General features: G+C 73.4%; 25 protein-coding genes. 13 read left to right on the top strand and 12 right to left on the bottom strand.

Annotated elements, in window-relative coordinates:
* Nucleotides 1-55: 55 nt before the first annotated feature.
* Together RM425_RS07225 and RM425_RS07220 are read right to left on the bottom strand one after the other, a co-directional pair.
* Entirely contained in the window at nucleotides 56-1,276 is a 1,221-nt protein-coding gene (locus tag RM425_RS07225; protein ID WP_311344517.1) for an acetyl-CoA C-acetyltransferase, read from the bottom strand.
* A 134-nt stretch (nucleotides 1,277-1,410) separates the two neighbouring features.
* Nucleotides 1,411-2,439 (bottom strand): SGNH/GDSL hydrolase family protein, encoded by a 1,029-nt coding sequence (locus RM425_RS07220; protein ID WP_311344516.1) that lies wholly within the window; start codon nucleotides 2,437-2,439, stop codon nucleotides 1,411-1,413.
* 77 nt (nucleotides 2,440-2,516) lie between these two features.
* Between RM425_RS07220 and RM425_RS07215 the strand changes: the two genes are divergently transcribed.
* Nucleotides 2,517-3,881, top strand: coding sequence for a DUF2252 domain-containing protein (locus tag RM425_RS07215; RefSeq protein WP_311344515.1), 1,365 nt, complete (start codon nucleotides 2,517-2,519; stop codon nucleotides 3,879-3,881).
* On the opposite strand, the gene RM425_RS07210 is transcribed toward RM425_RS07215, so the two are convergent.
* Genes RM425_RS07210 through RM425_RS07195 form a run of 4 tightly spaced genes read right to left on the bottom strand, consistent with a single transcriptional unit; the run spans nucleotide 3,776 to nucleotide 8,559 of the window.
* Entirely contained in the window at nucleotides 3,776-4,507 is a 732-nt protein-coding gene (locus RM425_RS07210) for an alpha/beta fold hydrolase (protein WP_311344514.1), read from the bottom strand. The two genes, RM425_RS07215 and RM425_RS07210, sit on opposite strands and share 106 nt — an antisense overlap.
* 29 nt (nucleotides 4,508-4,536) lie before the next feature.
* Nucleotides 4,537-5,049, bottom strand: coding sequence for a GNAT family N-acetyltransferase (locus RM425_RS07205; protein WP_311344513.1), 513 nt, complete (start codon nucleotides 5,047-5,049; stop codon nucleotides 4,537-4,539).
* A gap of 33 nt (nucleotides 5,050-5,082) precedes the next feature.
* Nucleotides 5,083-7,065 (bottom strand): VWA domain-containing protein, encoded by a 1,983-nt coding sequence (locus RM425_RS07200; RefSeq protein ID WP_311344512.1) that lies wholly within the window; start codon nucleotides 7,063-7,065, stop codon nucleotides 5,083-5,085.
* A 27-nt stretch (nucleotides 7,066-7,092) separates the two neighbouring features.
* Nucleotides 7,093-8,559 carry a sigma 54-interacting transcriptional regulator gene (locus RM425_RS07195; protein ID WP_311344511.1) on the bottom strand — a complete coding sequence of 489 codons (1,467 nt, stop codon included), beginning with the start codon at nucleotides 8,557-8,559 and terminating at the stop codon, nucleotides 7,093-7,095.
* Nucleotides 8,560-8,761: 202 nt separating this feature from the next.
* On the opposite strand from RM425_RS07195, the gene RM425_RS07190 reads away from it, so the two are divergent.
* The 3 genes from RM425_RS07190 (at nucleotide 8,762) to RM425_RS07180 (ending at nucleotide 12,767) form a co-directional block, all read left to right on the top strand.
* Nucleotides 8,762-9,760: an ATP-binding cassette domain-containing protein gene (locus RM425_RS07190; RefSeq protein ID WP_311344510.1), complete on the top strand. Its 999-nt coding sequence runs from the start codon at nucleotides 8,762-8,764 to the stop codon at nucleotides 9,758-9,760.
* On the top strand, nucleotides 9,757-10,563 hold the full coding sequence (locus RM425_RS07185) for an ABC transporter permease (protein WP_311344509.1): 807 nt from the start codon (nucleotides 9,757-9,759) through the stop codon (nucleotides 10,561-10,563). Before RM425_RS07190 ends, RM425_RS07185 begins: the two co-directional genes overlap by 4 nt.
* Before the next feature lie 143 nt (nucleotides 10,564-10,706).
* The gene (locus RM425_RS07180) at nucleotides 10,707-12,767 is read left to right on the top strand and encodes a M3 family metallopeptidase (protein ID WP_311344508.1); all 2,061 of its coding nucleotides are present in this window, start codon (nucleotides 10,707-10,709) and stop codon (nucleotides 12,765-12,767) included.
* A gap of 24 nt (nucleotides 12,768-12,791) precedes the next feature.
* Here the strand turns inward: RM425_RS07180 and RM425_RS07175 are convergent, their stop codons facing one another.
* Together RM425_RS07175 and RM425_RS07170 are read right to left on the bottom strand one after the other, a co-directional pair.
* On the bottom strand, nucleotides 12,792-13,025 hold the full coding sequence (locus RM425_RS07175) for a hypothetical protein (RefSeq protein WP_311344507.1): 234 nt from the start codon (nucleotides 13,023-13,025) through the stop codon (nucleotides 12,792-12,794).
* Nucleotides 13,026-13,100: 75 nt separating this feature from the next.
* A complete protein-coding gene (locus RM425_RS07170; RefSeq protein WP_311344506.1) occupies nucleotides 13,101-13,652 on the bottom strand; it encodes a GNAT family N-acetyltransferase in 552 nt (183 codons plus the stop codon).
* Between the two features lie 183 nt (nucleotides 13,653-13,835).
* On the opposite strand from RM425_RS07170, the gene RM425_RS07165 reads away from it, so the two are divergent.
* Nucleotides 13,836-14,762, top strand: a complete 927-nt coding sequence (locus RM425_RS07165; RefSeq protein WP_311344505.1) for a DUF5996 family protein — start codon at nucleotides 13,836-13,838, stop codon at nucleotides 14,760-14,762.
* A 12-nt stretch (nucleotides 14,763-14,774) separates the two neighbouring features.
* Here the strand turns inward: RM425_RS07165 and RM425_RS07160 are convergent, their stop codons facing one another.
* Together RM425_RS07160 and greA are read right to left on the bottom strand one after the other, a co-directional pair.
* A complete protein-coding gene (locus RM425_RS07160; protein WP_311344504.1) occupies nucleotides 14,775-15,095 on the bottom strand; it encodes an RNHCP domain-containing protein in 321 nt (106 codons plus the stop codon).
* Nucleotides 15,096-15,102: 7 nt separating this feature from the next.
* Nucleotides 15,103-15,606 (bottom strand): transcription elongation factor GreA, encoded by a 504-nt coding sequence (greA, locus tag RM425_RS07155; RefSeq protein ID WP_311344503.1) that lies wholly within the window; start codon nucleotides 15,604-15,606, stop codon nucleotides 15,103-15,105.
* A gap of 245 nt (nucleotides 15,607-15,851) precedes the next feature.
* Here greA and mca point away from each other — a divergent pair, with 245 nt between their 5' ends.
* Together mca and RM425_RS07145 are read left to right on the top strand one after the other, a co-directional pair.
* A complete protein-coding gene (mca, locus tag RM425_RS07150) occupies nucleotides 15,852-16,739 on the top strand; it encodes a mycothiol conjugate amidase Mca (protein WP_311344502.1) in 888 nt (295 codons plus the stop codon).
* On the top strand, nucleotides 16,736-17,062 hold the full coding sequence (locus RM425_RS07145; protein WP_311344501.1) for a hypothetical protein: 327 nt from the start codon (nucleotides 16,736-16,738) through the stop codon (nucleotides 17,060-17,062). The genes mca and RM425_RS07145 overlap by 4 nt, the downstream gene beginning before the upstream one ends.
* A 25-nt stretch (nucleotides 17,063-17,087) precedes the next feature.
* Here RM425_RS07145 and RM425_RS07140 read toward each other — a convergent pair whose 3' ends face one another.
* The gene (locus tag RM425_RS07140) at nucleotides 17,088-17,663 is read right to left on the bottom strand and encodes an AMIN-like domain-containing (lipo)protein (protein ID WP_311344500.1); all 576 of its coding nucleotides are present in this window, start codon (nucleotides 17,661-17,663) and stop codon (nucleotides 17,088-17,090) included.
* 320 nt (nucleotides 17,664-17,983) lie between these two features.
* Here RM425_RS07140 and RM425_RS07135 point away from each other — a divergent pair, with 320 nt between their 5' ends.
* Genes RM425_RS07135 through RM425_RS07120 form a run of 4 tightly spaced genes read left to right on the top strand, consistent with a single transcriptional unit; the run spans nucleotide 17,984 to nucleotide 21,404 of the window.
* A complete protein-coding gene (locus RM425_RS07135; protein WP_311344499.1) occupies nucleotides 17,984-18,580 on the top strand; it encodes a hypothetical protein in 597 nt (198 codons plus the stop codon).
* A gap of 23 nt (nucleotides 18,581-18,603) precedes the next feature.
* Nucleotides 18,604-19,854 carry a geranylgeranyl reductase family protein gene (locus RM425_RS07130; RefSeq protein ID WP_311344498.1) on the top strand — a complete coding sequence of 417 codons (1,251 nt, stop codon included), beginning with the start codon at nucleotides 18,604-18,606 and terminating at the stop codon, nucleotides 19,852-19,854.
* Nucleotides 19,855-19,914: 60 nt separating this feature from the next.
* Entirely contained in the window at nucleotides 19,915-20,277 is a 363-nt protein-coding gene (locus RM425_RS07125; protein ID WP_311344497.1) for a PadR family transcriptional regulator, read from the top strand.
* On the top strand, nucleotides 20,274-21,404 hold the full coding sequence (locus RM425_RS07120) for an HAAS signaling domain-containing protein (protein WP_311344496.1): 1,131 nt from the start codon (nucleotides 20,274-20,276) through the stop codon (nucleotides 21,402-21,404). Before RM425_RS07125 ends, RM425_RS07120 begins: the two co-directional genes overlap by 4 nt.
* Nucleotides 21,405-21,414: 10 nt before the next feature.
* On the opposite strand, the gene trhA is transcribed toward RM425_RS07120, so the two are convergent.
* Nucleotides 21,415-22,230 (bottom strand): PAQR family membrane homeostasis protein TrhA, encoded by an 816-nt coding sequence (trhA, locus tag RM425_RS07115; RefSeq protein WP_311344495.1) that lies wholly within the window; start codon nucleotides 22,228-22,230, stop codon nucleotides 21,415-21,417.
* Between the two features lie 116 nt (nucleotides 22,231-22,346).
* Here trhA and RM425_RS07110 point away from each other — a divergent pair, with 116 nt between their 5' ends.
* Both RM425_RS07110 and RM425_RS07105 read left to right on the top strand, forming a co-directional pair.
* Entirely contained in the window at nucleotides 22,347-23,126 is a 780-nt protein-coding gene (locus RM425_RS07110; RefSeq protein ID WP_311344494.1) for an isoprenyl transferase, read from the top strand.
* Nucleotides 23,127-23,149: 23 nt separating this feature from the next.
* On the top strand, nucleotides 23,150-24,367 hold the full coding sequence (locus RM425_RS07105) for a DUF885 domain-containing protein (RefSeq protein WP_311344493.1): 1,218 nt from the start codon (nucleotides 23,150-23,152) through the stop codon (nucleotides 24,365-24,367).
* The last annotated feature ends 4 nt before the right edge of the window (nucleotides 24,368-24,371 follow it).

Below are 24,371 nucleotides of genomic sequence, written 5' to 3'. Positions count from 1 at the left end.
AGCACAGTGGCCCGGCCCCCGAGGGGAGCCGGGCCACTGTCGGGCTAGCGCAGGATCAGGAGAGGCGCTCGATGACCATCGCCATGCCCATGCCGCCGCCGACGCACATGGTCTCGAGACCGAACGTCTTGTCGCGGGTCTGCAGGCCGTTGATCAGCGTGCCGGTGATGCGGGCACCGGTCATGCCGAACGGGTGGCCGACGGCGATGGCGCCACCGTTCACGTTCAGCTTGTCGATGTCGATGTTCAGGTCGCGGTAGCTCGGGATGACCTGAGCGGCGAAGGCCTCGTTGATCTCCACGAGGTCGATGTCGTCGATGCTCATGCCCGCGCGCTTGAGCGCCAGCTTCGAGGCGTCGACCGGGCCGTAGCCCATGATCTCCGGCGAGAGGCCGGTGACCGCGGTGGAGACGATGCGGGCCAGCGGGGTCAGGCCCAGCTCGGCTGCCTTGGTGTCGCTCATGACGATCACCGCGGCGGCGCCGTCGTTCAGCGGGCAGGCGTTGCCGGCGGTGGCGCGGCCGTCGGGGCGGAACGCCGGCTTGAGGCCGGACAGGCCCTCGACGGTGGTGCCGCGGCGGGGGCCGTCGTCCTGGCTGACCACGGTGCCGTCCGGGGTCGTGACGGGGGTGATCTCCCGCGCCCAGAAGCCGTTGTCGATCGACTCGACGGCCAGGTTCTGGCTGCGGGCGGCGAACTCGTCCATCTCCTGGCGCGAGACGTCCTTGATCAGCGCCAGGTTCTCGGCCGTCTGGCCCATGGCGATGTAGACGTCCGGGATGTCGCCGCCGTCGCGCGGGTCGGTCCAGGTGTCGGCGCCGCTCTCGGCGGCCTTGGCGGCCTTGGCCTGGGCGTCGGCGAAGGCCGGGTTCTTCGTGTCCGGCAGGCCGTCGCTGTTGCCCTTCACGAAGCGCGAGACCATCTCCACACCGGCGGAGATGAAGACGTCGCCCTCGCCGGCCTTGATGGCGTGCATGGCCATGCGGGTGGTCTGCAGCGACGAGGAGCAGTAGCGGGTGATCGTGGTGCCGGGCAGGTGGTCCATGCCCATGAGGACGCTGACGACGCGGCCCATGTTGTAGCCCTGCTCGCCCCCGGGCAGGCCGCAGCCGAGGATCAGGTCGTCGATGTCGCGGGGGTCGAGCGACGGGACCTTGTCGAGGGCGGCGCGCACGATGGTGGCGGCGAGGTCGTCCGGGCGCATGTCCTTCAGCGAGCCCTTGAAGGCGCGGCCGATGGGGGAGCGGGCGGTCGAGACGATGACTGCTTCGGGCATGAATCCTCCACGATGAGGGGGTCCGGCCGCGATCGCCGGACGTCGGGTCGCCCTTGAAGTTACCCCCGCCCCTCCGCGCGCTATGAGCCGCGGCACACCAGCGTCGGCTCTGTGGCCCGCATCACCGCCGGATGTCAGGTGGCGACCGGCTCCTGCTCCGCCTGCTCGAGCTGCGCTGCCTGCTCCACGGCGGAGATCTCGGAGGGGCGGCGACGGCGCAGCAGCGCCCATCCGCCACGAGGCTCCGCACCCTGCCCGGCGACCTCGGCGGGCTGGACCTCGCTGCCGGTGCGGCTGGCGGCGCGTGCGGCCGCGCTGGCGACCGGACGCACGGACTCCCGCCGGAGCGGGCCCCGGCGACGGTCGGCGGCGGCCGGCCAGACGCCGAGCGCGTCGGCGACCGAGGGCAGGATCACCGCCGCGGCGTGCGCGTAGCCGTACGCGCTGGGGTGGAACTCGTCCCGGCTGAACAGCGAGCGGTCGGTGGCGAAGGTGGGTCCGAGCGCCGAGCCCAGCGAGACGGTGCGGCCGCCCGCCTCGACGACGGCGATGGTCTGGGCGGCGGCCATCTGCCGGCTCCAGCGGCGGGCGAGCGTGCGCAACGGCTGGCCGATCGGCCGGATCGTGCCGAGGTCGGGGCACGTGCCCACGACCACCTCGGCGCCGGCGGCGGTGAGCCGCCGGACGGCGTCCCCGAGGTGGCGGACGGAGACCGCCGGCCGGGTCCGGCTGGTGACGTCGTTGGCGCCGATCATGATCAGCGCGACGTCGGGCCGCTCCTCGAGCGCGGCATCGACCTGCGCGTCCAGTTCGGGGGACTTCGCGCCGGACACGGCCAGCCGGGTGAGCCGCACGGGCCGCTCGGCGAGCTCGGTCAGCGCCGAGGCGATGAGGACACCGGGTGTCTGGGCGGCGCGGTCGACGCCCAGGCCGACGGCGCTGGAGTCCCCGAGCACGGTGAAGGAGATCGGTGTGCCGCGCCCCCGGCCGTACACGCCGTTGCCCGACGGCGGATCCGGCTCGCGTCGAGCGTCCACGCGCCGCCGTGCGGCGCGGGCCTCCTCGCGGAGCAGCGCGACCAGGACGGCGCCGGCCAGGGTGACCCCGCCACCGCCGTAGGCGGCGCCGGTCGCCAGCCGGCGGGCTGCGCTCGCTCGGATCACGGTGCCTCCTCCCGGTCGTCGTCTGGGCCGATCACGGTCGTGCCCACCGAGGTTATCGACCGCCTACCGTGCAAGCTGTGGCCCTCTCCCCCTCAGGTGTGACCCAGCCCACAGATGCCGACGACCGGAGCCGGTTGATCGTCGACGTCCTGGTCGACGCGTTCGCCGACCTGATGGCTGCCGACGCCGACGCCTTCCGGACCAAGTTCCGCAAGATGGCCGCGGACCCGTTCGCCTTCTACCGCGGGAGCGCCTGCCTGTTCTACGCCGACATGGCGACGGGCGAGGACCGCTGGTGTGACGAGCGGACGTCCCGGGTGTGGATCCACGGTGACCTGCACGCGGAGAACTTCGGCACCTACATGGACGCGAACGGCCGGATCGTCTTCGACGTCAACGACTTCGACGAGGCCTATCTCGGCCACGTCAGCTGGGACCTGCGACGCTTCGCCGCCAGCTTCGCCCTCATGGCCTGGCGCAAGGCCTTCTCCGACGAGGTGATCGGCGAGCTGCTGACCGTCTACCTCGACGCCTGGCTCGACCAGGTGGAGGCCTTCACCCGCTCGGACGCCGACCGGGACTTCGCCCTCGTCGTCGGCAACACCCACGGCGCGGTGCACGAGCTGATCCGCGCGACGGCCACCCGCACCCGCCTGGGACTGCTGCAGCGGATGACGGTGATCGAGGAGCACGAACGGCGCTTCGCCGACTCCCCGCGCAACCGGCGGCTGGACGACGCCGAGCACGCCGAGGTGCTCGAGGCGCTGGAGCGGTACAAGGCCACGCTGCCCCCGCGGCCGTGGCGGCGGGAGGTGGCCTACGAGGTCAAGGACCTCATCGGCACCGGCGGCTTCGGCATCGGCAGCGCCGGGCTGCCGGCCTACAACGTGCTTCTCGAGGGGTACGACGAGGCGCTGGAGAACGACGTCGTGCTGTCGATCAAGCAGGGCAACGTGCCCGCCCCCAGCCGGATCGTGGACGACCCGGAGATCCGCGGGTACTTCGAGCACGAGGGGCACCGGACCGCGGTGAGCCGGCGGGCGCTGCAGTCGCACGCCTCCCAGTTCCTGGGTCACACGGAGATCCGGGGGACGGGCTTCGTCGTCGCCGAGCTGTCGCCCTACGAGCTCGACCTGGACTGGGAGGACCTCACCGAGCCCGCCGACATCCGGCCGGTCCTGGAGCAGCTCGGGCGCGCGACGGCGAAGCTGCACTGCGTCGGCGACGCCGACAGCGACCACACGCTGGTCCCCTTCCAGACCGAGGAGGCGATCGTGGCCATGCTCGGCGGACGACGGCAGGAGTTCGTGGAGGACCTGGTCGGGTTCGCGCACTCCTACGCCCGGCGCACCCAGGAGGACTTCCGGCACTTCGTCGACGCCTTCCGCGCCGGCGCGATCCCGGGGATCAGCTCGAGCGACGCCCAGCAGGAACGCCGCTGACCGCGGCCGGGAGGCGGGCGGCCAGCTGGTCGGCGAGGTCGGGAACCCGCCAGCGGTGCCCACTGCCGGGGATGTCGGTCCGCTCGGCGCGGGCCAGCGCCTCGGCGTCGGCCTCCAGGGCCGGAGCGCATGTCCTCGAACCACTCCGGTGGCATGCCGTCGGTGTAGAGCCGCCAGATCCCCTCCCGGTCGCCGGCCGCGACGAGCGCACGGACGGCGGCGAGGTGCTCGGCGCCGTCGGTGCCGCACTCCGGCCCGAGCGGCACCTCCCACAGGAACAACCGCTCGACCCCCGGTAGCTCGGCCGCCGCGGCGAGCGCGATCGCGCCGCCCGACGAGCTGCCGTACAGCCAGGCGCGGCCGCCGACGGCGTCGATCAGCGCGCTCACCGCCGCCACCTCCCGGGCCAGCCCGAACGGTGGGTCGCCGGCGCTGTCACCTCGCCCCGGCCGGTCGTGGTGGAGGACGGTGAACCCACGGCGGGCCAGCTCGCCGGTCAGCTCGCGGGTGTCGGGGTCCACGGCGCGGAACTGGCCGGCGCCACCGATCAGGATCAGCGGCTGGCCCGCCCCTGCGCGGTCGACGGCGATCCGGGTGCCGTCCGGTGCCTGCACGTACTCGGTCATGTGCTGCAGACCGGAGGAGAGGACGGAACTCAGCGCATGCGCGGCTCCGTACCGGCGCTCCCCAGAGCCCAGCCGGAGGGCGTCGGAACCCGGCCGATGTCGACCACCATGCCCACGTGCGGGCCGGTGGCCGGCCGGTCGAACGGCCCGGTGACGGCCGTGAAGCCCATCCGCGCGTAGAAGCCGGCCGCGCTCGCGCGGGCGTCGCACCACACCACGTCCGCGCCGCGCCCGGTCACCCGGGCGAGCCCGAGCCGGACGACGGCGCGCCCGACGCCGGAGCCGCGCACCGACGGGTCGGTGGCCATGCCGCGCAGTTGCCAGGAGGCACGGGCTCGTGGCCGGTACGGGCAGGCGGCAGGGACGAAGCGGACGACGCCGACGACCCGTCCGTCCGCGGTCCGGGCGGCCAGGTGGAGGGTGCCCGGAGGGTCCACGGGCCACGAGCCGGGCCGCCCGGCGCGGAGGACGTCCCGCCGGAGCGGGTACGTCGCCTCCGCGGTGGCCTCGCCGACGACGAGACCGGCCGTCCCGCCGGTCATGACGGTTCCACCCCGTCCGGTGTCCGCCCGCGGTCAGCGGGTGCGGCGGCCGCGGCGGGAGCGCAGGTAGTCGGCCACCACGAATTCGCCGAGCCGGTCGCTGTCGGGCGTGAACACCCGTCCGCCCGCCCGCTCGGTGAGGTCGTGCACGAAGTGCACCAGGCCGGGGTCGGGGTCGAGCGCGAAGACGTTCACCGTGGCGCCTGACCGGGCCACCCGCTCCACCTCGGCGACCGTCCGGGCGATGGTCTCGGGCATCGGCGGCCAGCAGAAGAACGGCGTCCCGTCGTCCTCCAGGTGCGCCGTCGGCTCGCCGTCGGTGACCACCAGGACGACCGGCTCGGCGTCGTGGTGCTTGGCCAGGAACCGCCGTGCCAGCATCAGGCCGTGCTGCAGGTTGGTGCCTTGCAGGGTGTCCACCGACAGCTCGGCCAGCGTCGACGGCTTGAGCACCTGGGCGGTCGAGGCGAACCCGATGATCTCGATGGCGTCCTGCGGGAATCGGGTGGTGACCAGCGAGTGCAGCGCCATCGCCGTCGACTTGGCCGCGCCCCAGGTGCCGCGCAGCGCCATGGAGTACGACAGGTCGACCAGCAGGGCGACCGCCGCCCCGGTGCGCCGCTCCGTCTCCACCACCTCGAAGTCCTCGACGGCGATCTGGACCCGGCGCTGGTGCTCCGGCCGGGGCTCGCCGGCGGTGCGCAGGACCGCGTTCTTCACCGTGCGGACGACGTCCAACGGCTGCTCGTCGCCGAACCGCCACTCGCGCGAGCTGCCGGTGAGCTCGCCGGCCGATCCCGCGTCGGCGACGTCGTGGTCGCCGCGGCCGGCGGCGTCGAGCTGGGCGAAGACCCGCTTCAGCGCGGTCGCCCCGAGTCGGCGCACGGCCTTGGGGGAGAGCTCCAGCTTGCCGCCGGAGCGGTTGAGGTAGCCCTGCCGCTCGAGCTCGGTCTCCATCTGCCGCAGTGCGGCGAGGTCGTCGACGGCGGGCCGGCCGAGCGCGCGCTCGAGCAGCTCCTCGTCGATGTCGGCCAGCGAGGCGCCCGCGTACCCCTGCGAGAGCTGGTTGGACAGCGCCTCGAGGTCCGCGAGCTCGGCCACGGCGGAGGTGGCGTCGCCCATGCCCAGGGCCTGCTCGCCGTCGGGCACCTGTCCCCGCCGTCCCCAGGGCAGGTCGGGGCGGGCCTGGCGCAGCGCGTCACCGAGGTGGGCCATCTCGCTGGCCAGACCCATGTCCTCCATGGTCTGGGCCATCAGGTCGGCCAGCTCGGCCCGCTGCTCGGGCGAGAGCCCGGCCATCATCCGCTCCTGCGCCGCGGCGCGGCGGGCGAGGGAGTCGATGAGCTCCTCGACCGTCTGCGGGTCGTCGGGGAAGAACTGGCCGTGCTTGTCCATGAAGTCGGCGAAGCGCTCGTCGGTGTCCTCGCCGCGGTTGTGCGCGTCGACGAGCTGCGAGAGGTCGGCGACCATGTCCTTGATCGCCTGCATGTCCTGCTCGCCGGCGTTCTCCAGTGCCTGCTTCATCGAGGCGAAGGAGCTGTCGAGCACCTCGCGGCGGAGCAGGTCCTGGATCTGGTCGTAGGCCTGCCGCGCCTCGTCGGACCGCCACTGCCAGTCCTTGAGCGCGCGCACCGCGCCCGCGGTGTCCTCGGGCAGCGCATCGAGCTCGCCCTCGGCCAGCCGGGCGGCGTCGTCCGGATCGGGGAACAGCGCCCGGCGCTCGGCCTCGACCGCCCGGTCCAGCAGCTCGCGCACCTCCTGCAGGGTGCCGTCCATCCGGCCCGCGGTCCGGGCCTTGCGCAGCCGTTCGCGGACCGAGCGCCGCAGCTCGTCCAGGCCCCGGCGTCCCTCGGCGCCGCGGCGGAGCAGCTCCCGGAGCGCCTCGCGCACACCGCTGCCGCCCAGGACGGAGTCGCCGATCTCGTCGACGGCGTTGCCCAGGTCGTAGGGCGGCGCGAGCGGGTCGGGTCCGCCGCGCCAGCGTCCGTAGCGGTAGCCCTTGGGGCTGCGCCTCATCTCAGCCACCCGCCCAACGCGCCCATGTCAGGCCCCGTAGATCGTGCGGCCGCCGTCGGTGTCCTTGGCCAGCCGCCGGGTCAGGTACAGCCCCTCCAGGGCGAACTCCACCGCGGCCGCGGCCTGCTCGGCGGACTGGTCGCCCTCGGGGACGCCGAGCCGGCCCAGCAGCTCGGCCAGCTTCGGGATCGTGCCCAGCTGCCCGAGCAGGGCCGGTGCGCTCACCAGCTCGCCGGACTCGACCGTCTCGCCGCCGGTGAAGTGCTCCTGCAGGCCGGCGAGGTCCAGGCCCGCGCACCGGGCGCGGAACGTCTGCGCCGTCGCCTGACGGAGGAGGTGGTCGAGGATCTCCAGCTCCCTGCCGTCGTCGTTGTCGCTGCCGGAGTCGGCGAACTCGACCTTGCCGCGGCTGGCGGGGACGACGCTGGGGAGGTCGACGACGCGGGCGACGGGACGGCTCTCCCCGGCGATGGCCGCCCGGCGGACGGCGGAGGCCGCCACGGTCTCCAGACCGGCGATGGCGAAGCGCGCGCTGACGCCGGAGCGCTGGTCGACGTGCGTCGACTCGCGGACCAGTCGGGTGAAGCGGGCGACGATCTCGACCAGGTGCTCGGGCACGAGGGGCGCGCTCTGGCCGTCGCCGCCCAGGGCGGAGGTCTGCGCCTCCTGGTGCAGGAGCTGGATCTCGTCGGCGAGTTCGATCGGGTAGTGGGTGCGCACCTCGGCGCCGAAGCGGTCCTTGAGCGGGGTGATGATCCGGCCGCGGTTGGTGTAGTCCTCAGGGTTGGCGCTGGCGACCAGCAGCAGGTCCAGCGGCAGGCGGACGCGGTAGCCGCGGATCTGGATGTCGCGCTCCTCCAGGACGTTCAGCAGCGCCACCTGGATCCGCTCGGCGAGGTCCGGGAGCTCGTTGACGCTGAAGATGCCGCGATTGGTGCGCGGCACCAGGCCGTAGTGGACGGTCTCCGGGTCACCGAGCGTCCGGCCTTCGGCCACCTTGATCGGGTCGACGTCGCCGATGAGGTCGCCGACGCTCGTGTCCGGGGTGGCCAGCTTCTCGCCGAAGCGCTCGCTGCGGTGCAGCCAGCCCACGGGGGTGGCGTCACCGTGCTCGGCGATCTGCCGGTGCGCCCAGACGCTGATCGGGGCCAGCGGGTGCTCGTTGAGCTCGCTGCCGGTCAGCACCGGGGTCCACTCGTCCAGCAGCCCCACCAGCGTGCGGATCAGCCGGGTCTTGCCCTGCCCCCGCTCGCCCAGCAGCACCAGGTCGTGCCCGGCGATCAGGGCCCGCTCGACCTCGGGCAGCACGGTGTCCTCGAAGCCCACCATGCCCGGCAGGCTGGGCTCGCCGCGGCCGAGGCGGGCGAGCAGGTTGGCACGGATCTCGCCCTTGACGGGGCGGGGCACGGCGCCGCTCGCGCGCAGCTCGCCCAGCGTCGTGGCAGCGGGGGATGGGGTGGTCGGTCCGGCAGCGACGCCGGTGGTGTCCGTCACCCCAGGAACGGTACGACGCTCGCGGCGGGAACGGGGGCCGGAACCGATCGCCTCGGACGCGGACACCGCACGGCCGATGACTTCGCTGCTCATCGCCGGTCACCGTCGGCATGGATCCGTTGCGCGCGCGCCGCCGTCCGTTCCTCCGCCGTCGGCGACGAAGCGTCGGGAAGTGTCGGTACCCGACCCTACGGTCGCCCGCATGACCGACGCGATCGTGGTCGAGGGGCTGGTGAAGCGCTTCGGCGCCACCACCGCCCTCGACGGAGTGGACCTGACCGTCACCGAAGGCTCGGTGCTCGGGCTGCTCGGCCCCAACGGTGCCGGGAAGACCACGGTGGTGCGCATCCTGAGCACGCTGCTGGAGCCCGACGGGGGGCACGCGCAGGTCGCCGGCCTCGACGTCGTGCGCGACGCCCACGCGGTCCGGGCCGCCATCGGGCTCACCGGTCAGTACGCCGCCGTCGACGAGTACCTGACCGGCTACGAGAACCTGGAGATGGTGGGCCGCCTGTACCGGCTGTCCAAGGCCGAGGCGCGCAGCCGGGCCGGCGAGCTGCTGGAGCGGTTCGACCTGACGGGTGCGGCGAAGCGCCCGGCGAAGACCTACTCCGGGGGCATGCGCCGCCGGCTGGACATCGCCGCCTCGCTGATCAACCGCCCGCGGGTGCTCTTCCTGGACGAGCCGACGACCGGCCTCGATCCGCGCAGCCGGCTGGCGATGTGGGAGTTCATCGCGGAGCTGGCCGACGGCGGCACGACCATCCTGCTGACCACCCAGTACCTGGAGGAGGCCGATCGGCTGGCCGACCGGATGGTGGTCATCGACTCCGGCACGGTCATCGCCCGCGGCACCGCCGACGAGCTCAAGGCCCAGGTGGGCGGTCAGCGCCTCGAGTTCACCGTCGCCGATGCTGCCGTGCTGCCGGGCATGGTGGCGGAGCTCCGGTATCTGGCGGTCGACGAGCCGCACGTCGACGTCGCCGGCCGGCGGCTGTCCCTGCCGGTCAGCGGGGGCGCCGAGGTGCTGGCCGAGGCGCTGAGCCGGCTCGACGGCTCCGTCGCGCAGATCGTCGACGTCGGGCTGCGCCGCCCCGACCTGGACGACGTGTTCCTCGCCCTCACCGGCCGCGTGGCCGAGGAGGCCGTTCCCGACGACGAGCAGCCGGCCGAGCCGGTCGCGGCCGGAGGCAACCGATGAGTTCACTCACCGCGGCGCTGTCCGACAGCGCCGTCATCACCAAGCGCAACCTGATCAAGGTCAAGCGCGTGCCGGACATCGTCGTGTTCGCGACGCTGTCGCCGATCATGTTCGTGCTGCTGTTCCGGTACGTCTTCGGCGGCGCGATCCAGCTGCCGGAGGGAACGAGCTACGGCGAGTTCCTGCTGCCGGGCATCTTCGCCCAGACCATCGTGCTCGGGAGCACGACGACCGGCGCCAGCCTGGCCGAGGACCTGCAGAAGGGGCTGATCGACCGGTTCCGCTCGCTGCCGATGTCGCGGTCGGCGGTGCTCATCGGCCGGACGGTCGCGGATGCCGGCCTCAACGTCATCTCGATCACGGTGATGGCGCTGACCGGACTGGTGGTGGGCTGGCGGATCAACTCCTCGGTCGGGGAGGCGATCGCCGGTTTCCTGCTGCTGCTCACCTTCGCCTTCTCGATCTCCTGGCTGATGGCGATGGTGGGGCTGCTGGTCAGGACGCCGGAGGTGGTGAACAACGCCAGCTTCATCGTGATCTTCCCGCTCACCTTCGTGGCCAACACCTTCGTGCCGCTGGAGAGCCTCCCCACGGTGCTGCGCACCTTCGCGGAGTGGAACCCGGTCTCCTCGGTGGTCCAGGCCGCGCGGGACCTGTTCGGCAACACCTCGCCGCTGGCGCCCGTTCCCGACGCCTGGTCGCTGCAGCACCCGGTGCTCTACACGCTGATCTGGGTCGTGGGGATCCTGGCCGTCTTCGTCCCGCTCTCCGTGCGCGCCTACCGGCGGGCGGCCGGCCGCTGAGCGGCGTGGCGGGTGGACCCGGTCTGGGTTCGTGGAGTGGGGCCCGAAGGGTCCCCGACGGGGATGGGGCTGCAGGGCTCGGCCGGGGTCGGGACGGCTCGTGGACGCGGTGCGATCCGGAGGATCGCGATGTAATGGCCCCGATGAGTGCTGCAGAGAGCTCGCCGGTGCCCCCCGCCAACCCGCTGTTCGGCGCGTCACCGCTGCCCTACGGCCTCCCACCCTTCGGCGAGATCACCCCGGAGCACTGCCGCGAGGCGCTGCTGGCCGGGATGGCCGAGCAGCGGGTGGAGGTGGCGGCGATCGTCGGGTCCAGCGAGCCGCCCGGCTTCGAGAACACCGTCGTCGCGCTGGAGCGCTCGGGTCGGCTGCTGACCCGAGCGTGGAGCGTCTTCGGGAACCTGACCTCGTCGGTCTCCACCCCGCGGCTGCGCGAGATCGAGCGCGAGGTCGCACCGCTGGCGGCCGCGCACTCCGATGCGCTGCGGCTGGACCCGGCGCTCTTCGGACGCCTCGCCGCCGTGCACGCCGAGCGCCACGAGCTCGGCCTCGACGAGGAGTCGGTACGCCTGGTCGAGCGCTACCACCTCGACTTCCGGCTCTCCGGCGCACAGCTGGACGAAGGGGGGCGGGCCCGGCTCACCGAGCTCAACCAGGAGCTCTCCGGCCTGACGACGACGTTCGGGCAGAACGTGCAACTGGCCATGGAGGCCGCGGCGGTGCACGTGACCGACGTCGTACGGCTGGACGGGCTCGGCGCCGAGGAGATCGCCGCTGCGAGGACCGCCGCGGCCGACCGCGGGCTCGAGGGCTGGCTGCTCCCGCTGCTGCTGCCCACCCGCCAGCCGGTGCTGGCCAAGCTGCGGGACCGCGACCTGCGCCGCCGGCTGCACGAGGCGTCGGTGGGCCGGGCGTCTGCCGGCGAGCACGACAACGGACCGGTGGCCGTGCGCATCGCCAGGCTGCGGGCCGAGCGGGCACGCCTGCTCGGCTTCGCCACGCACGCCGACCTGGTGCTGGCCGACCAGACCGCCCGCACCACCGATGCGGTCGACGCGATGCTCGCCTCCATGGTGCCGGCGTCGGTGGCCAACGCGCAGGCCGAGGCCGAGGTGCTCGCGGAGGCGGCCGCCCGCGACGGCGTCGAGCTGGCGCCGTGGGACTGGGCGTTCTACAGCGAGCAGGTGCGCGCCGAGCGCTACGCCGTCGACACCGCCGCCCTGCGGCCGTACTTCGAGCTGGACCGGGTGCTCCACGACGGGGTGTTCCACGCGGCGGAGCTGCTCTACGGCTTCCGCTTCGCCCCGCGCCCCGACCTGGCCGGTTACCACCCCGACGTGCGGGTCTGGGAGGTCTCCGACGCCGACGGGTCCGCGCTGGGGCTCTACCTGGGTGACTACTTCGCCCGCGAGGGCAAGCGCGGCGGCGCCTGGATGAACTCCTTCGTGACCCAGTCGCGGCTGCTCGGAACCCTGCCGGTCGTCGTGAACAACCTCAACGTCTCGCGTGCACCGGACGGCCGGCCGGCGCTGCTGACGCTGGACGAGGTCGACACGCTGTTCCACGAGTTCGGGCATGCGCTGCACGGCCTGAGCTCGGCGGTGACCTACCCGCGGTTCGCGGGCACCAGCGTGCCGCGCGACTTCGTCGAGTTCCCCAGCCAGGTCAACGAGATGTGGGCGATGTGGCCGGAGGTCCTCGCCCACTACGCACGGCACGTCGACACCGGTGAGCCGCTCCCCGGTGCGGTCGTCGAGGCGGTCGACGCCGCCCGCCTCTGGGGCGAGGGGTTCGCGACGCTGGAGTACCTGGCGGCCACGCTGCTCGACCAGGCCTGGCACCGGATCGCGCCCGACGCCGAGATCAGCGACCCCGTGCAGTTCGAGCGGGAGGCCCTCGAGAAGGCCGGCGTCGCCTCGGAGCTGGTGCCGCCCCGCTACCGGACCACGTACTTCAACCACGTCTTCGCGGGGGGCTACTCGGCCGGCTACTACTCCTACATCTGGTCGGAGGTGCTCGACGCCGACACCGTCGACTGGTTCCGGGAGAGCGGCGGCCTGACCCGCGCGAACGGCGACGCCTTCCGGCAGAAGCTGCTCGCCGTCGGTGGCTCGGTCGACCCGCTCGCGGCGTTCCGTGCCGTGCGCGGCCGGGACGCCGACCCCGCCCCGCTGCTGCGCCGCAGAGGACTGGCGCCGGCCTGAGCCGGGTCCGGGACGGCGGTCGTCCTAGTCCGGGTACACGTCGTCGACGAACTCCGGGACCTGGCCGGCGGGGAAGCGCTCGTAGCCGGCCGGGGGCTCCTCGCCGTCCGGAGCACACGCCATCCCGCCGTCAGTCGGGTCGACCGTGCGGACGGGGTACTCACCGGAGCTGCACACGCGTTCCCCGAGCGAGCAGCCGCTCGTGCCGAGACCGGAGACGACGAGCACGGACAGTGCGGCGACCAGGTATCTCGGCACGGCGTCCAACCTACGGACCGCCGCGCGTGGCTGATCGCGGGGAGCTGACCGCCGGTCGGATCCGACCGGCATCGGTCAGGCCAGGCGCGCGTGGAGATGCATGTCGTGCCAACCGTCCTGGTGCAGGCCGGCGCGCCGCTTGGTCCCCTCGAGGACGAAGCCGGCCTTCTCCGCCACCCGGCACGACGCCGGATTGCCGGTGGAGTGCTGGAGCTCCAACCGCTGCAGGCCGAGGTCGAACGCCCAGGCCGCCACGGCCTCGACGGCGGCCGGCGCCACACCCGTGCCGCGTGCTGCGGGTGCCGTCCAGTACGTCACCTCGCCCTGGCCGCCGTCCAGCACCAGCCGGCTCACGGTCACACGCCCGACCAGCGCCTTCTCGCGGACGACGGCCCAGCCGGCCCTCGACCCCGTGCGCCAGAGGTCGGCCCACCGCCGGGCGTATCCCGCGGCCTCGTCGGCATCGAGGAACTCGCAGTGCCAGCGCTGGACGGCCTCATCGGCGTAGACCAGGAGCAGAGCGGGCGCGTCCTCGTCCAGCCACGGACGCAGGGTGAGATCGCCGGCCTGCAGGGTGGGCTGCTGCTCGGGCAGTCCGGTGAGAACAGGCGGGACGAGCGCTGGCATGCGCCGAGGCTAGGGCGCCCGGTGCGCCGACGGTCAGGGTCCCGCGGCCGGCCGAGGATCCGGGCCCGGCCCCGGTGCTGCCGCCCTCCCGGCACGGGCATGATCCACCGGGAGGAGGGAGCTCCTCCTCCCGGTCCCGGTGGTCCGCGCACCGGGGGCCGCCCGTCCCGTGGAGGTCAACGCATGGAGCTCTTCCCGCCGGTCCCGTACCCGGGGTGGTCGGACACGCTGGCGACGGTGCACCGGTTCGCCCAGGTGGTCGGCCGTGTCCGGCTGCTCGCCAGCCCCCGGCGCAACCACTGGTGGAACGTGCCCTTCCACCTGTCCGGCCGGGGCATCACGACCCGGCCGATGGGTCTGGACCCGACCTTCACCATCGACCTGGACCTGCTCGACCACCGGGTCGACGTGAGCACCGTGGCGGGGCGCCGAGCATCCTTCGGCATCGTCGGCCGGTCCGTGGCCGACTTCCACGGCGAGCTGCAGACCGCGCTGGCCGCCGTCGGGGTGCATGGCGTGGACATCGGCTCGGCCCGTCCGTTCGACCTGCCCGACTCCGACCGGCCGTTCGCCCAGGACACCGAGCACGCGACGTACGACCCGGCCGCGGTGACCCGCTACTGGCAGGTGCTCAGCCAGGTCGACGTCGTCCTCGAGGAGTTCGCGGGCCGGTTCTCCGGCAAGACCAGCCCGGTGCACCACTTCTGGCACACCTTCGACCTCGCGGTCACCCGGTTCTCCGACCGGGTCGTGCGACCCGCGGACGGCGCCGACGCCGTCACACGGGAGGCGTACTCCCGGGAGGTCGTCAGCTCGGGCTTCTGGTTCGGCGATCCGACGTTCCCCGAGCCGGCCTTCTACTCCTACACCGCTCCGGAGCCGGCCGGCCTGGCCGATGCCCCGCTCCCGGAGGGCGCGACCTGGCTCGAGCGCGGCGGCAGCCATCTGGCCGTCCTGCCCTACGACGCCGCCCGGGCCGCCGACGACCCGCGAGCGGCGGTGCTGGCCTTCCTCGAGGCGGCGTACCTGGCCGGGGCGACGCGGGCCGGATGGGACGTCGAGGGCCTGGCCTGCCGGGACGGGATCACCGACCCGCTGCTCAGAGGCTGAGCACGGGTCCGGCTACAGCCAGGGGAGCGACAGCACCAGGTCCAGGTCGTCGGGCGACTCGCCCCCGCGGACCAGCCGGTTGGGCTGGCGGTGGCCGCACGCCGTGCAGCGGTGCACCACCTGCCAGCCCTTGCCCGACTTCTCCACCAGCCCGATCGGCTCCATGGGCTGCCGGCACTCGCTCGCCCGATCGCCGGGCAGGTCGTCGACGTGCAGCGACCACAGGCAGTACGGGCAGTGGTTGCGGTAGTGCCCGTCGGTGTTCGCGGGCACCGGGATCGTGCAGTGCACGCAGGCGAACCCGGTGTTCTCGGCCCGACGGGAACGGGTCACCGGCGGATCAGGGGACGAACGGCTCGACGCCGACGACCTCGACGGTCATGTCGCGGCCGTTGGGCGTCTGGTAGGTCACGGTCGCACCCGGGGCGGCACCCATGATCGCCGAGCCCAGCGCCGACTCGGGGGAGTACACGGTGAGCTCGGTGGTTCCGGCGATCTCCCGCGACCCGAGCAGGAACTTCTCGGTCTCGTCGTCACCGGCGAACTTGATGGTGATCACGGTGCCCAGCGCGGCGTTGGTCGCCGTCGTCGGGGGCTCGCCGACCTGCGCCTTGCGCAGCAGGTCGGTCAGCTGACGGATCCGGCCCTCCTGCTTGCCCTGCTCGTCCTTGGCGGCGTGGTAACCGCCGTTCTCCTTGAGGTCGCCCTCTTCGCGGCGGGCGTTGATCTCCGCGGACATGGCTGGGCGGTTCGCCACCAGCTGGTCGAGCTCGGCCTTCAGCCGGTCGTAGGCGTCCTGGGTCAGCCAGACGCCCTGGTCCTGCTCGTCAGTGGGGGTGGACACGACGGACTCCTGAGAATCGGGAGGCCGCCCCCGAACGGGGACGGCCGATGGTCGAACGGCCAAGCTAACACCGCGCGAAGGCCGGATGCACGGATCCGCGAGGCAGCTCCAGGGTTGCGGAACGGTACCGGGTCGGGCGTGACGAGTAGCACATTTCACCCGTCCAGGGCACTGGCCAGCGTCGTCCCGGCGGCCGCTGCGGGACGGTCCGCCGGCTCTCCGGCGGGACGGGGGACAATGCTCCGGTGACCCGACCCGACCAGTTGCGCCTGCTCGCCGTGCACGCCCACCCGGACGACGAGTCGAGCAAGGGCGCCGCCACCATGGCCAAGTACGTCGCCGAGGGCGTGCGCGTCATGGTGGCCACCTGTACCGGTGGCGAGCGCGGCTCCGTGCTCAACCCCGCGATGGACCGCCCCGAGGTCTGGGAGCGGTTGCCCCAGATCCGGGTCGAGGAGATGGCCAGGGCCCGCGAGATCCTCGGGGTCGAGCAGGAGTTCCTCGGCTTCGTCGACTCCGGGCTGCCCGAGGGCGACCCGCTGCCGCCGCTGCCCGAGGGCTGCTTCGCGCTCGTGCCGCTGGAGGAGGCCGCCGCGCCGCTCGTGGCCCTGATCCGCCGGTTCAAGCCGCACGTCCTCACCACCTACGACGAGCGCGGGGGCTATCCCCACCCCGACCACATCAAGACGCACGAGGTCTCGATGTACGCCTTCGACGCCGCAGGCGACCCCGACCGGTACCCGGAGCTCGGGGAGCCCTGGCAGCCGAGCAAGCTCTACTACCACATGAGCTTCACGCTGCCCCGGACCAAGGCGCTGCACGAGGCGATCCTGGCCACGGGTGCGGAGTCGCCGTACACGGAGTGGCTGGCCAACTGGGACCCGGCGCGCGACATCTCCCACCGGGTGACGACGCGGGTGCCGTGCGGGGAGTACTTCTCCGTCCGTGACGCCGCGCTGATCGCGCACGCCACCCAGATCGACCCGCTCGGCCGCTGGTTCGCCTGCCCGATCGAGACCCAGCAGCAGATCTGGCCGACCGAGGACTACGAGCTCGCCCGCTCCCTGATCGACGCCCCCAAGCCGGAGGACGACCTGTTCGCCGGCCTGCGCAGCGAGGTGGGGGTCCGATGAGCACCGCCGTCGCGACCGTGCTGGCCGTACAGCAGGACCTCCCCGAGGACATCGGGAAGTCCGGCCCGCTGGGCCTGCTGCTGATCGTCGTCCTGCTCATCGCCGTGGCCCTGCTGGTGAGGTCCATGTCCGGGCACCTGAAGAAGCTGCCCCGCAGCTTCGACTCCGACGAGGCCGCGCCCGAGGTGCCCGACAGCCCCGCGGAGCTCGTCGACCGGGCGCCCGGCGCGGAGGTGCTGGACAGCCTGCGCCGTCAGCCTCTGGCGATCGAGCCGCCGCGGGACGACGACGGCCGACCGGCGGGCCCCACCGCGCAGGGCTGACTCCGGCCGGCCGCCGTCGGGTGGGCTACCAGCGGTGCGCGACGTCTATGACCAGCCGCGGCCCGAAGTCTGACCGGGCGACGCCTGGCAGCACGAACACCCGGAACGGCAGTCGCGCCCGGACACCGAGGGCCAGCGTGGTCGAGCCCTCGAAGGAGCCGGCCCACGCGACCTGCCGGAAGGTCCGGTAGCCGGCCACATCGACGACCTCGCGACGGTTGGCCGGAGTGAACGTGGCGTTCCCGTCGCCGTCGTAGGCCGGGGCCAGGACCGTGATCTGCAGATCGGCGGCGCCGCGGACCGGCACCGTGCGGCCGGAACCGTCCTCGACGACACCCGGCACGTAGCGGACGTCGTAGGAGCCGAAGGTGGTGTCCTGGCCCAGCAGGTCGACCACCAGCCGGTCGTAGCAGCCATGCCGGCCGGAGCGGACGCCCATGACCATGTCGGTGTCGGCGGGGGCGGCGCCCGCGCCCACTTCGGGCTGAGATCCCCAGACGAGGCCGCAGTACGGCGCGGCCTGCGCAGTGCCGGGGACGGCGACGGCGGCGAGCACCATCGTCAGGGTGAGTGTGAGTCGGCGGATCCGGTGGCGCCTCATGGCGGGCCTCCTGTGGGGGTGTGGGACGCCTGCAGGGTCCCGCCGACACGCCCATTACCACCATGGGTGGAGAACGCCAAGCATTGTCGAAAACGGAGCGCGTCAACTGGCGGCTCTTCCCCATCCGGAGCGGTTCGTCCCGATCCTGAGTTGGCACTTCTCTCCGGCTGGACCGCCCCCTCACCGTCGGTGACGACACGGCTGCCTCGGTCGCGCCTCGGCAGGTGTGTCCGCTCTCGGCGCAACGCGTCCGCGTCAGGGGAGGGGCCGAACGGCCTACCGTGTAAGCGTGTAATCAATCGCTGCCACAGGAGGCCGCCATGCATGCACACCGTTTCGCCGACGCCGACCTCGGTGCCGCCTTCCGCCGCGGGCGGGCCCGCGGGGCCGGCGGCCGTGGGCAGGAGGCGCCCCCGGTCGAGCGCGCCGAGGTGGCCGGCTGGTTCGCCGGCCGGCTGCCGGACGGCTGGTTCACCGGGCCGGTCGAGCTGACGATCGACCGCGACGAGATCGCCGTGGTCGGCACGCTGCCCGAGCCCTCCGCCGGGGAAGGCGACGCCGCGGCCGCGCAGGCCGGGCGGATCGTCCGGTTCCGCGAGGACACCCGCCACGAGCGCATGGGCATCGCGGACGCCGCCCAGCAGCGGTACGGCCGCTCGGTGGCGTGGGGCGCCGCCTGCGGCGGCAGCCGGGAACTGTTCACCAGCCTGTCGGTGCCGGTGATGACGCGACTGCGCCAGCCCGAGCGACTCGTCCTGGACACCCTGGTGGACGCCGGGGTCGCGCGGTCCCGGTCGGAGGCGTTGGTCTGGGCCGTGCGCCTGGTGGGCCGCAACGCCGAGGACTGGCTGGCCGAGCTGCGCGCGGCGATGGCCTCGGTGGAGGAGGTCCGGGCGCGGGGGCCGCAGGCCGACTGAGACGACCAGGGACACTGGGCGGCGTGCCAGCCAGCGCCGTCCCCGCCGCGACCGACGTCCTCGTGGTGGGGGCCGGCCCGGCAGGCGCTGCCGCCGCAGCCTGGGCCGCCCGCTCCGGCCGGGACGTCGTCCTCGCCGACGCGGCCGTCTTCCCCCGGGACAAGACCTGCGGCGACGGCCTGACCCCCCGCGCGATCGCCGAGCTCGACCGGCTCGGTCTCGGGGACTGGGCCCGCGGTAAGGCGCGGAACCGCGGGCTGCGGGCGGCGGGCTTCGGGCGGGAGTGGCAGCTGCCCTGGCCGGGTGGGGACCTCCCCGACCACGGCAGCGCGGTGCCGCGCACCGAACTCGACGCCCGCATCCGGCAGGTGGCCCTCGATGCCGGGGTCCACGCCATGGACGGCGCGCGGGCCGTCGACGTCGAGCGGGATGGCGAGCGGGTGCGGGGGGTGGTCTTCGAGCACTCCGGCGGGGAACGGTCCACGGTGTCCTGCCGGCGGCTCGTGGTGGCCGACGGGGTGCGCTCGCCGCTGGGCCGGGTGCTCGGCCGCGAATGGCACCGGAACACCGCCTACGGAGTGGCCGCCCGCGGGTACGTGCGGTCCACCCGTAGCGACGACGAGTGGATCTCCTCGCACCTGGAGCTGCGTGGGGTCGACGGCGAGCTGCTGTCGGGCTACGGCTGGATCTTCCCGCTCGGTGCCGAGGCCGGTGAGGTGAACATCGGCGTCGGGACGCTGGCGACGGCCCGCCGTCCGGCCGGGGTGCAGCTCAAGCCGCTGCTGGAGAACTACACCGACGCCCGGCGGGACGAATGGGGGATCGACGGTCCTGTCCGGTTGCCGGCGTCGGCGCTGCTGCCCATGGGCGGCGCGGTGTCCGGGGTGGCCGGGCGCAACTGGGCGTTGATCGGCGATGCGGCCGGCTGCGTGAACCCGCTCAACGGCGAGGGGATCGACTACGGCCTGGAGACCGGCCGGTCGATCGCGGACCTGCTCGACGAGCCCGACTGGTCGGCGGCGTGGCCCGCCACGCTGCGGCGGCACTACGGCGAGGCGTTCTCCATCGCCCGCCGCCTGGCGGGACTGCTGACGATCCCGCGTTTCCTCCCGGCCGCCGGGCCGGTGGGCATGCGCTCCCGCCCGCTGATGACCGTGGCGCTGCGCGTGATGGGGAACCTGGTGACCGAGTCCGACCGCGATGCCACGGCCCGGCTGTGGCGGGCGGCCGGACGACTCTCGGTGCGCCTGGACGACCGACCGCCGTTCAGCTGACGCCGCCGTCCGGCGCGCCCGGTGCCTCGCTGCGCGCGGTACTGCGCACTGAGCAGTACTGTGCGGAGCACCGACCGGGAGGCGCTCATGGACACCACGCAACTGCTCAAGGGAGTGCTGGACCTCGCCGTCCTGGCCGTCCTGGACGACGAGGACGGCTACGGCTACGACGTGGTCCGGCGGCTGCGCGCGGCCGGCCTCGACGACGTCGCCGACGCCTCGGTCTACGGCACCCTGCGCCGGCTGTTCGCCGCCGGGCACCTGACGTCCTACGTCGTGCCCTCCGTCGAGGGACCGCACCGCAAGTACTACGGCCTGAACGCGTCGGGCCGCGCCGAGCTCGAGGGCTCGGCGAAGACCTGGTCGGGCTTCGCCGACACGATGGCGGCCCTCCTGGCCGCGCGGAAGGAGGTGGCGGCATGACCGCCCCTCAGCAGGCCGAGCCGGACGTCGAGGTGCGCGCCTACGCCCGCCAGGTGCGCACCGCGCTGGCCGACGTCCCGTCCGAGCGGCTGGCCGAGCTGCTGGAGGACCTCGAGGAGCACCTGGTGGAGGTGGCCGCCGAGGGGGGTGAGCCACTCGCCCTCCGGCTGGGGCCACCGGCGGAGTACGCCGCCGAGCTGCGCCGTGCGGCCGGCCTCGCCGAGCCGGCCGAGCACGCCACCCCGGCCGACGCCTCGTGGAACGCCGGCCTGGCCGCCCACCTGGACCGGCTGACCGCCACTCCCCAGTACGCAGCGGTGCGCGACTTCCTGCCCGAGCTGCGGCCGGCCTGGTGGGTGCTGCGCGCCTGGGCCCCGCTGGTCGCGGTCGACGCCGTCTTCTTCGGGGGCACGTCGTTCCCCGTGCCCTCCCTCGGGCTGAGCCCGCTCGTCGGGCTGGTCGTCACCGGGGCGGTGATCGCCTGGTCGGTGCGACGCGGCCTGCGCGTCCGGCAGGACCCCGATCTGGCCGACCCGCGGTTGGCGCTGGTGGTGAACGGCGCTCTCGCGGTCGCCACCCTCGTCGCCCTCGTCGCGGTGGCCGATCAGCCGGAGCCGGCCATGGCCTACTCCCCGTACCCCGACCAGCCGGCCGCGGAGCTGGCGCACGAGGACGGGACGGCGATCACCAACATCCACCCGTACTCCTCGACCGGGGAGCCGCTCGAGGGCGTGCTGCTCTACGACCAGGACGGCCGGCCGATCGACAACCTGGCCACCTACACGGCCGAGGGCGGGGAGGTGCAGCGGCTGGACCAGGACCCGCCCGCACCGGCCAACGCCTTTCCGCAGGAGCAGCAAGTGCTGACCTTCGACGACCGGGGCAACCCGGTCTGGGTGCGGCCCAACACCGGGCCGAGCGCCTCGCCCTCGCCGTCGGCACCTGCCGGCGAGCGTGTCCCCGAGGTGGAGCCGCTGCCCGGGTCCGACGTCGAGCCGGTGCCGGGACCCGCGGCGGAGCCGCTTCCGGGGGCCGACGTCGAGCCGCTGCCCGGACCGGTGGGGGAGCCGTTGCCCGGGCCCGACGTCGAGCCGGGACCCGGACCGGCGGTCGAACCCACCCCCTGAAGGCTGCCGTTCAGGTGAGCGGGGAGTTGTACATCGCGAAGTAGACGGCGATGTAGTGGCAGATCGCGGCCACGACGGTCATCGCGTGGAACACCTCGTGGTAGCCGAAGGTGCCCGGCCAGGGATTCGGCTTCTTGATGCCGTAGGCGATCCCGCCCAGCGTGTAGAGCACGCCGCCGGCCGCGAGGAGCACCAGCGAGGCGACGCCGGCGAAGTGCAGGATGTCGGTCAGCACGAAGACCGCGACCCAGCCGAGGGCGATGTAGAGCGGCACCCCGACCCAGCGGGGCGCCGTCGGCCAGGTCATCTTCAGCGTCACGCCTGCGAGCGCGCCGATCCAGACGACGGCGAGCACCCAGAAACCGGTCACCCGGTCGACGGCGAGCAGGGCGAAGGGCGTGTAGGTGCCGGCGATGAACAGGAAGATCATCGAGTGGTCGAGGCGCTTCATGATCCGCCAGCCGCGCGGTGCCCAGCGGCGGCGGTGGTAGAGCGCGCTCACGCCGAAGAGGCCGCAGATGGTGAGGCAGTAGACGGACACGGAGAGACCGGCCCGCAGGCTCTCCGCGTAGGCCAGCGGGACCAGGACGGCCCCGGCGATGATCGCGCCGAAGAACGAGAACAGGTGCAGCCAGCCGCGCATGCGCGGCCGGGTGTCGGGGTGGGTCCAGTCCTTGTCGGCGAAGTCGTCGGCAGTCCACGCCTGCTCGACGTGCTCGCCTTCCTCCAGCACGGTGGTGAACGCCTGCCGGCGCGGGGCTTCGAGCTCCGCGCCGTCTGTCTCCACCCGGACGGGCTCGCGGTCGGAGGGGGACGAGGTGCTCATGAACCGAGGTTACGGAGCAGTAGGTCCGCCGTCATGCGCAGGAGCTGTGAGCTTGCTGCCAGGTCGACCGCGCCATCGCCTGCCCGCACGGGCGACGAGGCCTAGGGTGAGCGCTCGTGGGTGTGCGGCGACGGGTGCGGGATGCGCTGACCCACGTCTACGAGCGCCGCCTGGCGCGCGCCCTGGTCGGGGCCGACGTGCCTCGCCACGTCGGCGTGATCATGGACGGCAACCGCCGTTGGGCCCGCTCGATCGGGCTCGAGGACGTCGCCCACGGCCACCGCCGCGGCGCGAGCAAGATCGTCGACCTGCTGGGCTGGTGCGACGACGCCGGCGTGCAGGTGGTCACCCTGTTCATGCTCTCCACCGACAACCTGCGGCGGCCCGAGCCCGAGCTCAGCGCGCTGCTGACGATCATCGAGGACGTCGCCGTCGACCTCGCCGGTCCGGGACGGCGGTGGAAGATCCGGTCGATGGGCGCGTCGGAGGTGCTGCCGCCGGAGACGGTCGCCGTCCTCAAGCAGGTCGAGGAGGAGACGCGGGACCGACCGGGCGCGACGGTGAACCTCGCCGTCGGCTACGGCGGCCGGCGGGAGATCGCCGACGCGGTGCGCTCGCTGCTGGCCGAGCACGCGGCCCGGGGCACCTCGCTGGACGACCTGGTGGAGGCCCTCGAGGTCGAGCACATCGCCGAGCACCTCTACACCCGCGGGCAGCCCGACTGCGACCTGGTCATCCGGACCAGCGGCGAGCAGCGCATGTCCGGCTTCCTGCTCTGGCAGACGGCGAACGCCGAGTTCCACTTCACCGACGTCTACTGGCCCGACTTCCGCCGGGTGGACTTCCTGCGTGCGCTGCGGGACTACTCGGCCCGGCACCGCCGCTTCGGCGGGTAGCCGCGGGCTGGAAGACTGCCGGCATGAGTGCCCGAGCCCTCGACCTGCCCACGGAGTACGTGCGGCTGGGCCTGCGCTTCGACCGCCTGGAGCCCGGTTTCGTCGACGCCTACACCGGTGATCCCCGCACCCGGGCCCAGGTGCGGGACGAGCCGGCGCCCACCCCGCAGCAGCTGCGCGACCGCGCACGCGAGCTGCTCCGTGAGCTGGCTACCGCCGACCTCCCGGCGGATCGGACGGAGTTCCTGAGCGGCCAGCTCACCGGCCTGGAGTGCAGCGCCCGCAAGATGAGCGGCGAGCCGGTGGGCTTCCTCGAGGAGGTCTCCTGCTACTTCCAGGTGGACGTGTCCCTGGGGGACGAGGCGACCTACGCCGCGGCGCACGCCGAGCTGGACGAGCTGCTGCCCGGCACCGGTTCGCTGACCGAGCGGTACGCGGCGCACCGGCGTCGCGAGGAGTGCCCGCCCGACCGCCTGGAGGCAGCCGTGCACGCGCTGTCCAGCGCGCTGCGCGACCGGGTCCGGGGCCGGTACGGGCTGCCCGAGGTCGAGACGGTCCGCTACGAGGTGGTCACCGACAAGCCCTGGTCGGGCTTCAACTACTACGAGGGGGACTACCGGTCCCGGGTGGCGATCAACGCCGACCTCCCGCACCGGCTCTCCCAGCTGGCCCACCTGGTCGCCCACGAGTCCTATCCGGGTCACCACACCGAGCACTGCCGCAAGGAGCGCGGTCTGGTGGAGCGGGCCGGGCGGGCCGAGCACACCGTCTTCCTGGTGAACACCCCGGAGTGCCTCATGGCGGAGGGGCTGGCCGACCTCGGTGTGGAGGCCGCGATCGGGGAGGGGTGGGGGCCCTGGGCGGCCGAGATCCTGGGTGACCTCGGCCTCCGGTTCGACGGCCACCTGGCCGGGCGCATCGCGGCCGCCGCAGCACCGCTGAACCGCGTGCGGCAGGACGCGGCGATCCTGCTGCACGACCGCGGTGCCGACGCCGACGAGGTGGCCGGCTACCTGCAGCGGTGGTCGCTGGTCGCCGGGGACCGGGCCCGCCAGCAGCTGCGCTTCCTCACCGATCCGCTCTGGCGCGCCTACATCTCCACCTACGTGGAGGGCTACGGGCTGCTGTCGCGCTGGCTGCAGGCGCGCCCGGAGGAGCAACCGGTGGCCGATCGCTTCCTGCGCCTGCTCGACGAGCCGCTGACCCCGGCCGCCGTCGCCGGCGAGCTCGTGGGGGCCTGAGCGT

Source organism: Blastococcus goldschmidtiae, from assembly GCF_031845325.1.
GTDB classification, from domain to species: domain Bacteria; phylum Actinomycetota; class Actinomycetes; order Mycobacteriales; family Geodermatophilaceae; genus Blastococcus; species Blastococcus goldschmidtiae.
Note: the sequence above shows the minus strand (reverse complement) of the source record. Positions and strands in the feature narration are given on the sequence as shown.

Coding starts and splice junctions, on each gene's coding strand:
- RM425_RS07105 (WP_311344493.1), top strand. CDS start 23,150: ATGAGTGCCCGAGCCCTCGACCTGCCCACGGAGTACGTGCGGCTGGGC.
- RM425_RS07225 (WP_311344517.1), bottom strand. CDS start 1,276: ATGCCCGAAGCAGTCATCGTCTCGACCGCCCGCTCCCCCATCGGCCGC.
- RM425_RS07140 (WP_311344500.1), bottom strand. CDS start 17,663: ATGAGGCGCCACCGGATCCGCCGACTCACACTCACCCTGACGATGGTG.
- RM425_RS07210 (WP_311344514.1), bottom strand. CDS start 4,507: ATGACCGAGTACGTGCAGGCACCGGACGGCACCCGGATCGCCGTCGAC.
- RM425_RS07145 (WP_311344501.1), top strand. CDS start 16,736: ATGAGCACCGCCGTCGCGACCGTGCTGGCCGTACAGCAGGACCTCCCC.
- RM425_RS07190 (WP_311344510.1), top strand. CDS start 8,762: ATGACCGACGCGATCGTGGTCGAGGGGCTGGTGAAGCGCTTCGGCGCC.
- RM425_RS07180 (WP_311344508.1), top strand. CDS start 10,707: ATGAGTGCTGCAGAGAGCTCGCCGGTGCCCCCCGCCAACCCGCTGTTC.
- RM425_RS07120 (WP_311344496.1), top strand. CDS start 20,274: ATGACCGCCCCTCAGCAGGCCGAGCCGGACGTCGAGGTGCGCGCCTAC.
- RM425_RS07205 (WP_311344513.1), bottom strand. CDS start 5,049: ATGACCGGCGGGACGGCCGGTCTCGTCGTCGGCGAGGCCACCGCGGAG.
- RM425_RS07165 (WP_311344505.1), top strand. CDS start 13,836: ATGGAGCTCTTCCCGCCGGTCCCGTACCCGGGGTGGTCGGACACGCTG.
- trhA (WP_311344495.1), bottom strand. CDS start 22,230: ATGAGCACCTCGTCCCCCTCCGACCGCGAGCCCGTCCGGGTGGAGACA.
- RM425_RS07170 (WP_311344506.1), bottom strand. CDS start 13,652: ATGCCAGCGCTCGTCCCGCCTGTTCTCACCGGACTGCCCGAGCAGCAG.
- RM425_RS07185 (WP_311344509.1), top strand. CDS start 9,757: ATGAGTTCACTCACCGCGGCGCTGTCCGACAGCGCCGTCATCACCAAG.
- RM425_RS07200 (WP_311344512.1), bottom strand. CDS start 7,065: ATGAGGCGCAGCCCCAAGGGCTACCGCTACGGACGCTGGCGCGGCGGA.
- RM425_RS07135 (WP_311344499.1), top strand. CDS start 17,984: ATGCATGCACACCGTTTCGCCGACGCCGACCTCGGTGCCGCCTTCCGC.